Consider the following 16,053-nt stretch of genomic DNA (forward strand, 5'->3'; position numbering starts at 1 on the left):
TAGCGTCTCGGTGTTGACCTAGGAGCCGAGCCGAAGGCAATGGCGACCTGCCGCGACCAAGGCGCAGCGGAGAGTGTCCCGGTGTTGACCTTGGAGCCGAGCCGAAGGCAATGGCGACCTGCCGCGATCGAGGCGAAGCCGATAGCGTCTCGGTGTTGACCTTGGAGCCGAGCCGAAGGCAATGACGACCTGCCGCGACCAAGGCGAAGCCGAGAGCGTCCCGGTATTGACCTTGGAGCCGAGCCGAAGGCAATGGCGACCTTGCCGCGACCAAGGCGAAGCCGAGAGCGTCCCGGTGTTGACCTTGGAGCCGAGCCGAAGGCAATGGCGACCTGTCGCGAACGTGGCGAAGCCGAGAGCGTCACCTCACAGTAGAGCGGCCGTATAAGGTTCCGGCAATGAGCCGGAACCTTATACGGAGCCGCGGGCACACGACAACCCTTCACATAGCAAGACCCGACCCCTCACCGTTGCACCGCTTGTTTCGGGTGTCCAGAGGGCTGCGCCCTCTGGGGCCCTCCCTTCCAAGGGAGGGTTTGGGAGGGATCGAAAGGTAAGGTTTGGATTAACACACTGAGAGGATGAATACTATTGGCGAGCGATAACATTGTCATTAAAGGCGCACGAGCGCATAACCTGAAGAACATCGACATTACCATCCCGCGTGACCGCTTTGTTGTATTGACTGGTCTGAGTGGCTCAGGCAAGTCCTCGCTGGCTTTTGACACGATCTATGCCGAAGGACAGCGGCGTTATGTAGAATCATTGTCAGCTTACGCACGGCAGTTTCTGGGACAGATGGAGAAACCGGATGTGGATTCCATCGAAGGATTATCTCCTGCCATTTCAATAGATCAGAAAACAACAAGCCGTAACCCACGTTCCACGGTTGGAACTGTGACCGAAATCTATGATTATCTGCGTCTGTTATTTGCACGTGTGGGCCATCCACATTGTCCGGACCATGGCGTGGAAATCAGTTCCCAGACCGTAGAACAAATGGTTGACCGCATTATGCAGTATCCAGAGCGTACCCGGTTGCAGATTTTGGCACCCATTATCTCGGGCCGTAAGGGCGAGCACAAAAGTGTATTTGCTGATGTGTCCAAACAGGGTTTTGTCCGTGTACGGGTGAACGGGGAACTGCGTGACCTGTCAGAAGATATCCAATTGGAGAAAAACAAAAAGCATACGATTGAAGTCGTTGTTGACCGGATCGTTGTTAAAGATGATGTACAGGCGCGTCTGGCCGACTCTATTGAAACAGCACTAAATCTGTCTGGTGGACAACTCCTGGTGGACATTATGGGTGAAGAAGAGCTGCGCTTCAGTTCCAACTTTGCCTGCCCGGTGTGTGGATTCAGTATTGAAGAGCTTGCACCACGGATGTTCTCATTTAACAGTCCCTTCGGGGCTTGCCCAGATTGTGATGGGTTAGGTGTCAAGATGATCGTTGACCCTGATCTGCTTGTACCGGATCGGACTAAGACCATCGAAGATGGTGCTTTTGATGCCTGGACAGGTGGCACATCCACCTATTATCCGCAGTTCCTGAAGTCAGTATGTGAGCACTTCAACATTCCGCAAAATGTACCTGTCGAAGATCTGCCAGCTGAGCAGATGAACAAGTTGTTGCAGGGTACAGGTACGGAGAAAATCCGTTTCCGCTATGAGAATGATTTTGGACAACGGAAGGAAGCGCTGGTTACCTTTGAAGGTATCGTGAATAACCTGGAGCGTCGTTATCGTGATACAGCATCTGAAGGTATTCGTGAATTTATCGAAGGTTACATGAGTGCGAAGCCTTGTGGTACATGTAAAGGTCAGCGTCTGAAACGCGAGAGTCTTGCGGTTACGATCAATGATCACAACATGGCCTATGTGACTAGTTTGTCCATTGGTGAAGCTGGCCGATTCTTCGATACATTGGAATTGACGGAGAAGGAGCAGACGATTGCCAAACTGATTTTGAAAGAAATCAACAGCCGCCTCGGCTTCCTGGTGAATGTTGGTCTGGATTACCTTACACTGAGTCGGGCTGCCGGAACATTGTCCGGTGGGGAAGCGCAGCGGATCAGACTGGCTACACAGATTGGTTCCAGCCTGATGGGTGTGCTGTATATTCTGGATGAGCCAAGTATCGGTCTGCATCAACGGGATAATGACCGTCTGATCTCAACGCTTGCACATATGCGCGACATTGGTAATACGTTGATCGTGGTTGAACATGATGAAGATACGATGATGGCTGCCGATTATATTATTGATATTGGCCCAGGTGCAGGTATTCACGGAGGTACCATCATGTCACAGGGCACACCGGAGGAGATCATGAACGATGAGAACTCCTTAACTGGTCAATATCTGAGTGGACGCAAATTCATTCCGATTCGTACAGAACGTAGAAGCGTGGGAGACCGTTGGTTGGAAGTACGTGGAGCCAAAGAAAATAACCTGAAGAATCTGAATGTGAAGATTCCTGTAGGTGTATTTACTGCGGTAACGGGTGTGTCTGGCTCAGGTAAATCCACATTGATCAATGAGATTCTCTACAAAACGCTGGCACGTGATCTGAACCGTGCTCGGGTACGTCCGGGTCAACATAAAGAGATTCGTGGTCTGGAGCATATTGATAAAGTAATTGATATTGACCAGTCGCCAATCGGGCGGACACCACGTTCCAATCCGGCTACGTATACCGGTGTCTTTGATGATATCCGGGATCTGTTTGCTCAGACCAATGAAGCCAAAGTTCGTGGATACAAGAAAGGCCGATTCAGCTTTAATATCAAAGGTGGACGTTGTGAAGCCTGCCGTGGAGACGGTATTATCAAAATCGAGATGCACTTCTTGCCGGACGTTTATGTTCCTTGTGAAGTCTGCAAAGGCAAACGATACAACCGTGAAACGCTTGAAGTGAAATATAAAAACAGAAATATTTCCGATGTGTTGGAGATGACGGTTGAAGATGCAACCCAATTCTTCGAGAACATTCCGAAGATCCATCGCAAAATGCAAACACTGATGGATGTGGGTCTGGGTTATATCAATCTGGGACAACCTGCAACCACATTGTCTGGTGGTGAAGCCCAGCGTGTGAAGCTCGCTTCCGAGCTGTATCGCCGCAGTACAGGGAAAACCATCTACATCCTCGATGAGCCGACGACCGGTTTGCATGTCGATGATATCGACCGTTTGCTGAACGTATTACACCGTCTGGTTGATTCTGGGGAATCGGTGTTAGTGATCGAGCATAACCTGGATGTGATCAAAACGGCAGACTATGTTGTTGATCTGGGTCCAGAAGGCGGTAGCGGTGGAGGAACCATTGTTGCAACTGGAACACCTGAGGATATCATCAAAGTGGAAGCTTCCTATACCGGCAAGTACTTGAAGCCGGTTCTGGAGCGGGATACCGAGCGCAGCAAGGCACTGCAATTGGTGGACTAAGGTCCTCTAACCCGTAGTTGTATCAATATGAAGTGGCAGTATTGGCCCTTCTTTTCGAAAAGGTAAAGACGTTGGATTACGATCTGATGTGCTTTGCTTCCGAGAAGAAGGGCTTTTTAATTTTGAATTATGCACAGTGTTTCCCTCGAACTAAGGTTATTTCGTGAAAGTGTTTACATATGCATTGCAACGAGCATTACAGGAATATTCGGCCAAATTGGCTTTTTTTCATTTTTATGGATGATAGGGCTTGCATTACAAGCAGGGTACAGATAACATAGAGGAAGATATTAGGGTATGCGTTAGCTGTTCAACTATGGTAAGGAGGTCTGTCTATCCATGCTGTTTGCAGAAGCTGCCACGGCGAGTACATCGAATTTTAATGCATTTGATATTTTTGTCATCTTATTTACGATCCTGATTTTCATCGGAGTTGTTCGCCTTCTACGGGCACCGAAGAAGAATCTGTTTGCGATCGGATTTGCAGTAGTCAGCCTACTGGTATTTCTGATGACAGACTATGCGATGATAACGGGTTGGTTTGCTCAGTAGGAATGACGTAGAATTGAATTAAGCCAATAGTGCATGTTCAAAAAGATCGGTTTTCAGTACCGAGAAGATGGGATGAAGCTAGAAATGGAGTAGCGGAGCGTAGGGAGAACTACGTGAGCAACGGACATTTCGGCTGAATTCTATATTCGATGCTGATGATGCCACTAGGCATCCTTCGTAATCAAAAGCGGACTTTTTGAACAACCTCTAAAAGAGGTACAGACGAACACTTTCCAGAGAGACATGGAGGGTGTTTTTTTCATTTATACTGAAACGATTGAACAGGATTCTATCTTCTCTACTAAAATAGGACTTAAAACAATTGTATATCCAGATTCTGTATGATACATTGAGGGATACCGGAATTGCAGATGAGAGAAAAAGAGAATAGATTCAGCGATGAATCCGATGTCGAGTCACGCAAGAAGGATGTATAGAGAGGGTCAGGTGAGAATATGAGCGTGTTGGGTAAAAAGGGGATAGCCATTCTGATGGCTGCTGTACTCTCGATTAGTGTAGCGGCAACGGCTGGTGCAGCTGAATCCAAAGCGGCGATGCAAGCGAAAGTGGTAGACGGTCAAGTCTATGTGAACACCAAGGATCTGCTCAAGGCAGTTGGTGGAAGTGGACAATATGATGCCAAATCCGGAACGTACACGTACAAGGGAAGTGAAGCCATTCCCAGCGTTATCGAAAAGGTATCTCCTTCGGTCGTAGGCATTATTGGGAAATCTACCGAAGTGCAGGACGGTGCAACATCAGACGACCGTTATAATCTTGCACATGGTACAGGTGTCATTATCCGGTCCAATGGATGGATTGTAACGAATGCCCACGTGGTGGATGGACTAACAAACCCAGTGGTCGTAACGACGGATGGCAATACATACAAAATTACGAAAACATACAGTGATGCACTCAGTGATCTGGCGCTAATCAAAATCAATGCCAAATCACTCAAACCGGCGAGCTTTGCCAAAGCTTCACAAACTACTGTTGGAGAAACGGTGATTGCCTTGGGTACGCCGATTTCCTTTTCTTTGCGCAACTCGGCAACGGTAGGGGTAATTAGCGGCTTGAATCGTGGTGTTGAGGCGACCTACCGGTTGATTCAGACTGATACGGCGATTAATCCAGGAAATAGCGGAGGACCGCTGGTCAACCTGAAGGGTGAAGTGGTCGGTATCAATTCCATGAAATTTTCTGCGGTCGGCGTAGAGAGTTTGGGGTTTTCGATTCCCGTGGATACCGTTCAATATATCATCGATCAGTTTTTTAAATATGGAAAAATAAAACGTGCAAGTCTGGGGCTGCAGCTGGAAGAAAGCTGGTCTGCAATTGTGGGCTTGCCTACAGATGATCCCTTAACGATCACGGGCGTACTGTCTCCTGAAGCAAAGAGAGCCAAAATCAAAGAGGGCGATGTCCTTTATAGTGTGGCAGGTACACGTGTCTCCTCAGTAGTAGATATCAATGAGTTGCTCAAAAAGTATCTGCCTGGGCAAAAGGTAAAGCTGTTGATGCAATCGGATGGCGATATCGTCACCCGCACGTTGGTGCTTGCTGATCGCGCAGACATCGTAGACGAGGAAGATGAAGCGTTCCTTGCAGATGAAGAACAATAAAGCCCGGCGATCAGCCCGGATGGAGAGAGGACGAAAGAACGGAATGAAAAAGTCATGGATACGTGTGCTAAGCACAGGTGTATTAACCGGGATACTGACCATTGGAGCGGCATTGCCTGTATGGGCATCTGATCTGACGACAAGTGAACTACGGGTCAAAGCCGGCAGCACGAGCGCCTACATTAACGGCGATAAGCAGGCCATAGCCAAACCATACAAGGTCAAGGGTGTAACGATGGTACCTGTCGGTGTATTCAAGAGAGCATTTGGCAGTGAAATCCGGTTGGAGAAAAATGATGTTGTCAAAATCAAGGAAGGCCCGCACACCGTGACTCTAACGATTGGCAGTTCAATTGCTTGGGTGGATGGTGTAAAACATGAGATGGGTGCCGCTCCCAAGATGGTGAATGGCGTACTTATGGTTCCACTTCGTCCGGTTGCTGCAGGTATCGGAGCGACGCTAGCTCCAACCAGCTCCGGAGAAATGGTGATTCGTCTGTTGCAAACGGATGATTCGGTGGATGACGAGGATGGCATTCATCCGGATGAAGGCAAAACCAGAATTGGCAACAGTTTTTACGGTTGGTCCATTAACTACCCGGCAGACCTTATAGTTTTCCAGACCGGTGAGCAGGAGCGCATGATGACTTTTGGCGCTGCGGACAACAGTTATTATCTTGAAGTGTATGTCAGCGATCAGGATGTGGCTCTGGATGCGGATGATTTGTTGCAGCAACTCGTCCAGGAGGCCAAACAATCGGGAGATACGGTGCTGGATCGTGAAGCGGTGTCGAAAGGCAAAACGCCTTATGCACGGATTGTCGTGAAAGATGTAGACGGCATGTTATGGGAGATGCGTCAGTATCTGAGCGAAGGTCGTCAATATGATGTGTACCTCGCGGATTACGAAGCCCTGAATTATAAAGATCTGGGCAAACGTGCAGCGCTACTCAATTCATTCCAGCCAACCTATGCGGAATCGGATCGAACGATTAAGGATCTGTCCACCGTAGATAATGGCATGCGCTCCGCGTGGAACGATGACTATGGTATTGAATTGAAGATTCCTGCCGGCTGGTCTATGGATAACAATCAGATGATCTATGAAGCCAAGGATGGTGCGTATCTGCAATGGCGTGTCACTTCGGCGAAGGCAGGTACAACGGTAAAAGACTGGAGCGGCCAACTGGATAAGTGGATGCGCGAGACATTTACACCAGAGAGTTACGAGCCAATTGGTTCATATACGATGGATATCTCGGGAGAGACTGCCGAGGTGAATGAATTCCGTTATAACTTTGGCGGGGGCTGGCAGACCGAGTTCGATGTTCTTTTGCAGAAGAATGGGTATCGATATTATGCAGAGTATACGTTCCCTGAGGAGCAGGTTGCAGATCGGGCATGGTTTGAACGGATTATGAAGAGTGTGGAGATTGATTTTGATACGGTTGCCGATAATTTCGGTCAGCTGGATGAAGATCCTTATTTGACAGACAAAACGAAGACACTTACACGTACGTCCAAACGTTATAAATACAGTGTAGATATTCCGCGGTACTGGACGCCGTATAGTGATCGATTCGAATATTCACCTGTGGTGTACACCTTTACCGGCGGAGAATTCTCCATTGCGGCGAGCGAAGACAAGTCGATCGAGATGACGGTCAGCCAATTGAGAGAAGCTTATGCCGAAGCCACCAAAACCCGTAAGAACTTCAAGTTGCTTGGCAGTGAAGAGCTGACGTTTGCGGGTGTGCCTGCATTTTCCTTTACGTATCATGAACTGGACAAAGGCGTGCCATATGCGGGTCGCCAGATCGTGTTTGAAAAGGACGGAACAACCTATACGATCACAAGTGGCCTGAATGATGCCAACAAGACAGAAGTTCAGGCGGCAGCCTTGGAAAAAGCAGTGAACTCATTTACTTTTATTAAATAAAAGTATTACATGCCGGAGGGTCAAAAGACCTTTCGGCTTATTTTTTTCTGTATAAGATAAATTAAATATTTACACTGGGACGAAGAGTGCAGAACTGATCTGAAGAAGCGAAGCGTGCGCGTTTATCACCAGATTTTTCCCTTTAGAAAAGGAAATAAAAAAAATCTGGGGGTAACAGCGATCAGAAGATGGTACTGCAATCGGAGTGTCTAGTGTAAATCTTAATGGAAATGAAAATGGTAAACGGTTTTTTCAGGAAAACGTAGAAGAGTCGGTGCAGAAGTGGTACACTATACTAGTTCAGGAGTTATGACTGCTGATTTGATGATTATGAATGACTGTAAGCTTGGAGTTCAGGCAATACAGACATAATAGATAGATATTGTAATACCGTGACAATGCAGGTGTACCCGATAAGGTGCAGTCTTAGGCTTAGTATGTTCAGGCGTTTAAGGATATAGGGATGAAATCCGGCGGATAGCCGGTTATGGGGAGGATCTACATGAAAACAGCAACAATACGAAGAGAAGACGTTGAACTTCTGGCACCGGCTGGTGACTGGGATTGTATGCGTTCGGCGGTAGCCAATGGCGCAGATGCAATTTTCTTCGGAGTCGAAAAGTTTAATGCACGGGCACGGGCGAACAATTTCCGCATGGACGAGCTGCCGGAGATTATGGCGTTTTTGCACAGTTATGGCGTAAAAGGTTTTTTGACCTTTAATATATTGATTTTTGAAAATGAATTGACGGATGCAAAAGAACTGATTGACGCTTGTGTCGATGCAGGTGTGGACGCTGTAATTGTTCAGGATTTGGGTTTGGTGAAGATGATTCGCGAGATCTCGCCGGATTTCCCGATTCACGGTTCAACACAGATGACAATTACGTCCCCGGAAGCGGTCGAGTTTACGAAGCCGTTTGATATGGAACGTGTCGTTCTGGGACGGGAGAACAACCTGAAGCAGATCCAGAAGATCGGGGAGCAGGCGAAGCTTCCAATGGAAGTATTTGTGCATGGTGCGCTGTGTGTATCCTACTCAGGGCAATGTCTTACTTCCGAAATGTGGGGAGGACGTTCAGCGAACCGCGGAGAGTGCGCACAAGCTTGTCGTCTTCCATACGATCTGATGGTGGATGGGGTGCACAAACCGATGGGTGATGTAGCATATCTGTTGTCTCCGAAAGATCTGGCAGCGATTGACCTGATGCCGGAACTGATCGAAGCAGGAGTAACTTCTTTCAAAATTGAAGGACGTCTCAAAACGCCAGAATACGTAGCAAACGTAGTAAGCAAATACCGCAAAGCGATTGACCGTTATTTTGATGGAGATAACACACCGCCAAGCAAGGAAGAAGTTCGCGAATTGCAGCAAAGCTTCTCCCGTGGATTCACGCATGGTTTCCTCAGTGGTACAAACAACAAAGAACTGGTGGATGGAACATTCCCGAAAAGCCGTGGTGTCTATCTCGGTCGTGTGGATCAAGTGTTGCGCGATGGTGTTGTCCTGAAGCTGGATGCACCCGTGAAACGTGGAGACGGAATTGTATTTGACGCCGGAGACCCGACTCAGAAGGAAGAGGGCGGACGTGTATACGATGTACGTCGCAAAGGTGTAAAACTCGAAGGCGAAGCCGAAGAGGGTTGGATCGTTGATGTCGTGCCAGGCCGCAGTGACGTAGATCTGCGCCGCGTGAAAGTTGGCGACAAAGTGTGGAAAACGAATGACCCGGCGCTGGACAAACGTCTGCGTCAAAGCTTCGAGACCGAGAAGCCGTACCGTGTATTCCCGGTGAAGGTGAAGGTCATCGGCAGTCCGGGGCAGCCGCTTAGCACATGGTGGACAGACGTGCAGAAAGGCACGACCGTCCGTATTGATTCCGAGATGGAACTGGACATCGCGCAGAAACGTCCAATGACACATGAATTGCTCGAAGAGCAGTTCGGACGTCTGGGAGGCACAGTGTTCCAGTTGGAAGGAATGGACGTCAACCTGCACGGTGACGTTATCATCCCAATGCGTGAGTTGAATAACATTCGCCGTCAGGCCGTAGAACAACTCGCGGGCGAACGCCCTAAACCACCCGTCTACGTGAAACGGGCGGTAGATGTGTACGGCGATTCGGTTAAACCGGCATCGCCAGTCGCTCGCGGTCAAGCAGAGTTGACCGCGCTCTGCCGCAGCCTGCCACAAGTGGAGGCAGCGATTGAAGCGGGGATCGGCATGATCTATGCCGACTTCGAGTTTATCAAGCAGTTCCCGGCAGCCGTGGAAGCTGTGCATGCCGCTGGTCGCAAGATCGCGCTGGCAACACCGCGTATTCACATGCCTGGGGAGAATGGATATCATAACAACATCCTGCGTCTGAAGCCGGATGCGGTATTGGTACGTAATACAGGTGCACTGTACTTCTACCTTCGTCACCGGATGGAAAACCCGGATGCGGCGCACCCGGAATTGATCGGCGACTTCTCATTGAACATTGCCAATCACAAAGCAGTAGAATTGTTCCTGGAAGCCGGATGTGACTGGATTACCCCATCCTATGACCTGAACATTCAACAAATGGTTGATTTGCTGGGCCACTCCCGTACAAGTCAGACCGAAGTGGTTATCCATCAGCATCTGCCGATGTTCCACACCGAGCACTGTGTGTACTGTACGTTCATGAGTGAAGGAACGGACTTCACGAACTGTGGCCGTCCTTGTGAGGAACAGCGTGCATCACTGCAAGACCGGATCGGTATGTCCCACCCGGTGCGTGTGGATGAAGGTTGCCGTAATACGGTATACAATGCAGTGGAGCAGTCAGGTGCCGAGTATCTGACTAACTTTATGGATCTGGGTGTATCCCGTTACCGTGTGGAATTCTTGGAAGAGACACCGGAGCAGGTGCGCGAAGTAATTGATCTGTACAACCGTGCACTGCGCGGCGAGATCAGTGGTACACAAGTGTGGAAAACACTCAAAGCAACGAACCAACTGGGCGTTACACGTGGTCAATTGGTGAAATAAACAGTTTGTATGGTACAACAACAGTTACAAGTATGAAGGAACCCCAATCTCTGCTTCAAGGAGCTCTTGGGGTTTTTTCACATCATGACACAGGAGGCGAAGAAGCGTGGCGCCATTCACAATCATGGATATCAAATTGCTGTGCGGGGTCACGGCATTCAAGCGCGGAGAAGATTATAACCAGTCTGGCAGGGTGACCAATCTGGTGGTCAGTGAGGATCAGCTTCATTATGAAGCACAGGTACGTGGATCGGAGCGCTATCAGGTGACCGTGGATATAGATGGAACGGGTGAGGTTGTAGCAGGCTGCAGTTGTCCGGGTGATGGCAGGCATTATGACTATTGCAAACATGTCGCTGCTGTCCTGTTGGCTATTCACGAATGGGGTGAGCAGCAGGAGCGTAATGCCACGATTGCCTCTGGGAAGCCTCCTCAACCTGCTACAGGCCAAGGAGCCAATACCAGTTCCAACTTAGGTTCCAAGTCCAAGGTTGGGACGCTAGTCGAAGAGAGCGTGTGGGAGCGCCCCCAGTCCGCTTCACAACGAGAGCAACTGAATGATGCTCCAGAGCGTTCTCCGGTTCATTTTGCCCAAGCAGGTCGGCCAAGCTCAGCTTCGGGGTGGGGCCGCTCGGCAGATAAACCTTCTTACCGCACAGCGGATCAGATTCTGTCCATGTTTGCCAAGGATCGGAGACCGCTGCATGGAAATGATCGTAAATACACTGCCCCTGTCAGCCGATCCTCCTTGCGGGAAGAGTTGCAGATTCAGTTTATACTCAAGCTGATACAAGTTCACAAGGGTGGCGGGAAACTAGCTCTTGAATTGAAAGTGGGTAACAAACGTCTGTATGTGGTGCAGAAAGTGAAACAATTCCTGAACTGCATCGAAAAGGGCGAGCCCATGTCATTTACCAAGCTGTTCCACTATGATCCACTAATGCATGTGTTCACTCCGCAGGATCAGGCCATTCTCTCGATGCTTATTCGAATGAGACAGAGTGAGGAGGCCTATCGCCAATCCATCTCCGGTTATCTGGGAGCTTCGGACGGACGGGATATACTGATTGCTCCGCTCGTATGGAAGCCATTGCTGGAATTACTACTACAGGCCGACAGTCGGATGGAGGGCACGGGATTTGCCAATGGGCCACTCACACTTGGGGAAGGGGTACTTCCTTTATTTTACCGGATCGCCCAGGGAGCGAATGAAGGATATCAGCTTGAAATTTCCGGACTGCGTGAGCTGATTCTTCTCCCTGCTTATGATGCCGCCGTGGTGGAAGGACAGTTGCATATGTTGGAGCCGATGCAGATGCGAAGTCTGGAGGACTTGAGTGGGGCACTCACCTCATATGGGATCAAGGAAAGCATCGATATTTCGACTCAGCAGGTGGATGAGTTTGTGCAGCATGTCGTGCCAGAACTGCGTACGCTTGGCCATCTGTCCATTGATTCACAGGTGCGTGAACAGATCGCGGAACCAGAACTTTCACCAAAGCTGTACATCGACTTCTATCGTGAGCGTATTACAGCGCGTCTGGAATTCGACTATGAGGTCATGGTTATTAATCCGCTGGCAGAGTACTTGATAGATGAAGAAGAGAAAAAGGTTATTTTGGTGCGTGATCGATACAAAGAACGGAATCTGATTGAACGGCTTGATCGTTCTTTTCTGGAACGTGATGGTAGCGTCTGGGCGAGTGAACGGGAAGATGCGATCTATGATGTTATGTATCATTTGTTGCCTGAGCTTGAGAAACAGGTAGAGATCTATATGCCTAACGCCGTGAAGGCGATGGTGCAATCCTACCCGACACCGCCGAAAGTACGAGCAGATTTGGGAAGAGGATTGGACTGGCTGGAAATTTCATTTGAGATGGAAGGTGTGGACGAGCAGGAGCTTCAGGAACTCATGCGCCGCATTGTGGAAAAGAAACCGTATTTCCGTCTCAAGAGCGGTGTCTTTCTCTCGCTTGAAAATGAAGGTGCAGATAGCTTCGCTCATATGGCCGATTCACTCGGACTGGGAGCAGATGACATCAAGAGCAGTCATATCCGGTTGCCAGCTGTTCGGGCGTTACAATTGCCGGGTAGGGATGAAGTCTCCGGTCATGTGAAGTGGGGAGGTTCTCTGAAACGTTTCCTCGATGATCTCCGAGATCCTGAGCGGATGGATTTTGCATTACCAAAAACATTGGTCCCCATCTTGCGGGATTATCAGAACAGCGGATACCAGTGGCTGCGTACTCTCGCCTATTATCGTTTTGGCGGCATTCTGGCGGATGATATGGGACTTGGCAAAACGTTGCAAAGTATCGCCTATATCACAGCGGTGCTTCAGGAGAAGCCTGAGTACAACATTGACCATACGGGCGGTGATAAATACCGGGAGAGCGGATCAGTACGGGGCGGTGAAACGTTGGCGACTTCCGACATCGATCCCGAAACGGGGCTCCCACTGGATAAGATGGCTTCTGAGAATACGGATGGCCTATGGTCCACGATGCAGCAGGATGGATTGACGATCCGAACGAGGGTCATTCATCCTCCGATACTTGTCGTGGCGCCTGCCTCGCTAACCTATAACTGGGCTAATGAGTTTACGCGGTTCGCCCCACATTTGAAAGTCCTGATCGTAGCCGGTCAGAAAGAAGAGCGAGCCAATATGCTTTCAGGCATGGATGAGGCAGATGTGATTGTGACGTCGTATCCTCTGTTGCGACGGGATTTGGACACCTACCTGGGCCGAACCTTCCATACGCTCATTCTGGATGAAGCTCAGGCGATCAAAAATGCTTCTTCCCAGACCGCGCAGGCAGTGAAACAAATTCAGGCCCCGCGTCGTTTTGCACTCACAGGAACACCTGTGGAGAACTCGCTGGATGAATTGTGGTCCATTTTTGAAGCCGTATTCCCTGGGTTGTTTCCAAGTTACAGAAGATTCCGCGACCTTCCTCCGGAACGGATCTCGCGGATGGTGCGTCCGTTTATTCTGCGCCGCCTGAAGAAAGACGTGTTGGAAGAATTACCTGATCGAATTGAAACGGTACAGCGGTCAGAGCTTACGGTTGAACAGAAGAAACTGTACGCCGCATACCTCTCCCAGCTTCAGGATGAAGCATCGAAGGATATGGAGGATAACGGATTCCAGAAGAACCGTATCAAAATTCTGGCAGGCATCACCCGTTTGCGTCAGTTGTGTTGTCATCCGGCCCTCTTTGTTGAAGGATATCAAGGCGATTCCGGGAAAATGGAACAGTTGCTTGAAACGGTCGAGGATTGTTTGGCTGCAGGGAAACGAATTCTCATCTTCTCCCAATTTGCGAGCATGTTGAACCTGATTCGTCAGACCCTTGCGGCACAGGGAAGGAATCTTTTCTATCTCGATGGTCAGACCCCTGCGCGGAGCCGGGTCGAGATGTGCCGCAGATTTAATGAGGGCGAAGCTGAACTGTTCCTAATCTCTCTGAAAGCTGGCGGTACCGGATTAAACTTAACAGGGGCAGATACCGTTATATTATATGATCTATGGTGGAATCCCGCCGTGGAAGAACAGGCCATTGGCCGTGCCCATCGTATGGGACAGAAACAAGTGGTGCAAGTCATCCGCTTAGTTACCGAAGGTACAATCGAAGAGAAGATTTTGGAACTCCAGCAGCGGAAGAAGGACTTGATTGCCGAAGTGATCGAACCGGGAGACGGAGGATCGACGACTTTATCGGAACAGGATATCCGCGAATTGTTGATGGTATAATGAAGTCAAAGCATCGTAGCAATAAGAATCATTAAATATATGTATCTAGCAAAAGGAGTGGGTTCGTGTGCGTATTCGCAAAGCGATTATTCCAGCCGCAGGGCTGGGTACCCGGTTTCTGCCTGCCACCAAGGCGATGCCTAAGGAAATGCTGCCCATCGTGGACAAGCCAACGATCCAGTACATTATTGAAGAAGCCGTAGCTTCAGGCATTGAAGATATCATTATTGTGACAGGTAAAGGGAAGCGGGCCATTGAAGATCACTTCGACTATTCATTTGAGCTGGAGCAGAATCTGGCGGACAAACAGAAGTGGGACTTGCTTAACGAAGTACGCAAACCCTCCGAGATGGCGGATATCCATTATATCCGTCAAAAGGAACCGAAGGGACTTGGTCACGCCATCTGGTGTGCCCGCAAGTTTATCGGCAACGAGCCTTTTGCCGTCCTGTTAGGGGACGATATTGTGGAAGCGGAACATCCCTGCCTGAAGCAGATGATCGATGTCTACGATGAACTGCAATCTCCGATTGTTGGTGTACAGCCTGTTGATTGGAGCGAGGTATCCCGCTATGGGATAGTGGACGGAGAGTTGCTGACCCCTACCGATGATCGTGTTTTTCGGGCCCGCCGCTTAATTGAGAAACCAAAGACTGAAGATTCCCCGTCTAACCTTGCTATTATGGGACGTTACATTCTTACACCGGATATCTTTGAGATACTAGGTCAACAATCTGCTGGGGTCGGGGGAGAAATCCAGCTCACAGATGCCTTGTCCCGATTGAATGAACAGCGACAGATTCTCGCATATCATTTTGACGGACTGCGTCATGATGTTGGCGAGAAGTTGGGCTTTATTGAGACATCGATTCACTACGCGTTGCAGCGCCCGGATCTACGGAAAGATCTCTTAAAGTATTTGGAACAGGTTGTAAAGGATCAATAAATGGTTTTCGCATGCCCTTGAAGTCCAGCCGAAGAATGATATCGCGGCTGGGCTTTAATTTATTTTATGGAAGAGTAAATATGAGGGTTATACAGGCCAATGAACAAACACTTACCCGACACTTTACATATACATAGTCAATATGAAGAAATGATGTCAACAGCAAAACGGAGGGATGTCATGAAGGTACTTCCGCTGTTTATGGATGGCGCTGCCATATTGGAACCTAAGGTTTATGGTGATCACCGTGGATATTTTATGGAGAGTTATAATGAGCAGGTTCTGCATGAACAGGGGATACAGCACGTCTTTATTCAGGACAATCAATCCTTGTCGGCTGAAGCAGGTGTTCTGCGTGGGCTTCATTACCAGCTCCAGCCCAAAGCACAGACTAAATTGGTGAGGGTTATATCAGGGGCTATATATGATGTGATTGTGGATGTCCGCATGTCATCCCCTACCTTTGGCCAATGGAAAAGTGTCATTCTAAGTGAGTACAACCAGCGGCAACTGCTTGTTCCTCGAGGATTTGCTCATGGTTTCTGTACCTTGGTGCCTCATTCCCTGGTAACTTATAAGGTAGACGCCTATTATTCGCCTGAACATGACCGTGGAATTCTGTGGAACGATCCGGCGCTCGCCATTGATTGGCCTGTGACGAAACCTATATTATCGGAGAAGGATCGGAAGCATCCTTTACTGAAAGATGCTGAACTGAATTTCGACTAATTAATCAGACTTTTCAGATACTTCTGTATCTGGAGGCAG

The 16,053-nt window shown here is 49.0% G+C and carries 8 protein-coding genes; all 8 read left to right on the plus strand.

Annotated features, from left to right (window positions below; translation table 11 throughout):
• Positions 1–591 precede the first annotated feature (591 nt).
• The 8 genes from uvrA (at position 592) to rfbC (ending at position 16,014) form a co-directional block, all read left to right on the plus strand.
• Positions 592–3,450, plus strand: a complete 2,859-nt coding sequence (gene uvrA, locus QVE09_RS16695) for an excinuclease ABC subunit UvrA (RefSeq protein ID WP_091036448.1) — start codon at positions 592–594, stop codon at positions 3,448–3,450.
• 339 nt (positions 3,451–3,789) lie between these two features.
• Positions 3,790–4,002, plus strand: a complete 213-nt coding sequence (locus tag QVE09_RS16700) for a hypothetical protein (protein ID WP_017692026.1) — start codon at positions 3,790–3,792, stop codon at positions 4,000–4,002.
• A gap of 455 nt (positions 4,003–4,457) precedes the next feature.
• On the plus strand, positions 4,458–5,627 hold the full coding sequence (locus tag QVE09_RS16705; RefSeq protein WP_315937687.1) for a S1C family serine protease: 1,170 nt from the start codon (positions 4,458–4,460) through the stop codon (positions 5,625–5,627).
• Positions 5,628–5,670: 43 nt separating this feature from the next.
• Complete coding sequence (locus QVE09_RS16710; protein ID WP_315937688.1) at positions 5,671–7,566, plus strand: stalk domain-containing protein; 1,896 nt, start codon at positions 5,671–5,673, stop codon at positions 7,564–7,566.
• Positions 7,567–8,068: 502 nt separating this feature from the next.
• Positions 8,069–10,582 (plus strand): U32 family peptidase, encoded by a 2,514-nt coding sequence (locus QVE09_RS16715; RefSeq protein ID WP_315937689.1) that lies wholly within the window; start codon positions 8,069–8,071, stop codon positions 10,580–10,582.
• A 106-nt stretch (positions 10,583–10,688) separates the two neighbouring features.
• Entirely contained in the window at positions 10,689–14,339 is a 3,651-nt protein-coding gene (locus QVE09_RS16720; RefSeq protein ID WP_315937690.1) for a DEAD/DEAH box helicase, read from the plus strand.
• Positions 14,340–14,406: 67 nt separating this feature from the next.
• On the plus strand, positions 14,407–15,285 hold the full coding sequence (gene galU, locus QVE09_RS16725) for a UTP--glucose-1-phosphate uridylyltransferase GalU (protein WP_076209856.1): 879 nt from the start codon (positions 14,407–14,409) through the stop codon (positions 15,283–15,285).
• A 180-nt stretch (positions 15,286–15,465) separates the two neighbouring features.
• The gene (rfbC, locus tag QVE09_RS16730) at positions 15,466–16,014 is read left to right on the plus strand and encodes a dTDP-4-dehydrorhamnose 3,5-epimerase (protein WP_315937691.1); all 549 of its coding nucleotides are present in this window, start codon (positions 15,466–15,468) and stop codon (positions 16,012–16,014) included.
• Positions 16,015–16,053: the final 39 nt, after the last annotated feature.

Source organism: Paenibacillus sp. ClWae2A (assembly GCF_032452295.1).
Taxonomy (GTDB): domain Bacteria; phylum Bacillota; class Bacilli; order Paenibacillales; family Paenibacillaceae; genus Paenibacillus.

Bases quoted from the DNA above. Each gene is read 5' to 3' on its own strand.
- QVE09_RS16700 (WP_017692026.1), top strand. From the start codon at position 3,790: ATGCTGTTTGCAGAAGCTGCCACGGCGAGTACATCGAATTTTAATGCA.
- QVE09_RS16705 (WP_315937687.1), top strand. From the start codon at position 4,458: ATGAGCGTGTTGGGTAAAAAGGGGATAGCCATTCTGATGGCTGCTGTA.
- QVE09_RS16710 (WP_315937688.1), top strand. From the start codon at position 5,671: ATGAAAAAGTCATGGATACGTGTGCTAAGCACAGGTGTATTAACCGGG.
- QVE09_RS16715 (WP_315937689.1), top strand. From the start codon at position 8,069: ATGAAAACAGCAACAATACGAAGAGAAGACGTTGAACTTCTGGCACCG.
- rfbC (WP_315937691.1), top strand. From the start codon at position 15,466: ATGAAGGTACTTCCGCTGTTTATGGATGGCGCTGCCATATTGGAACCT.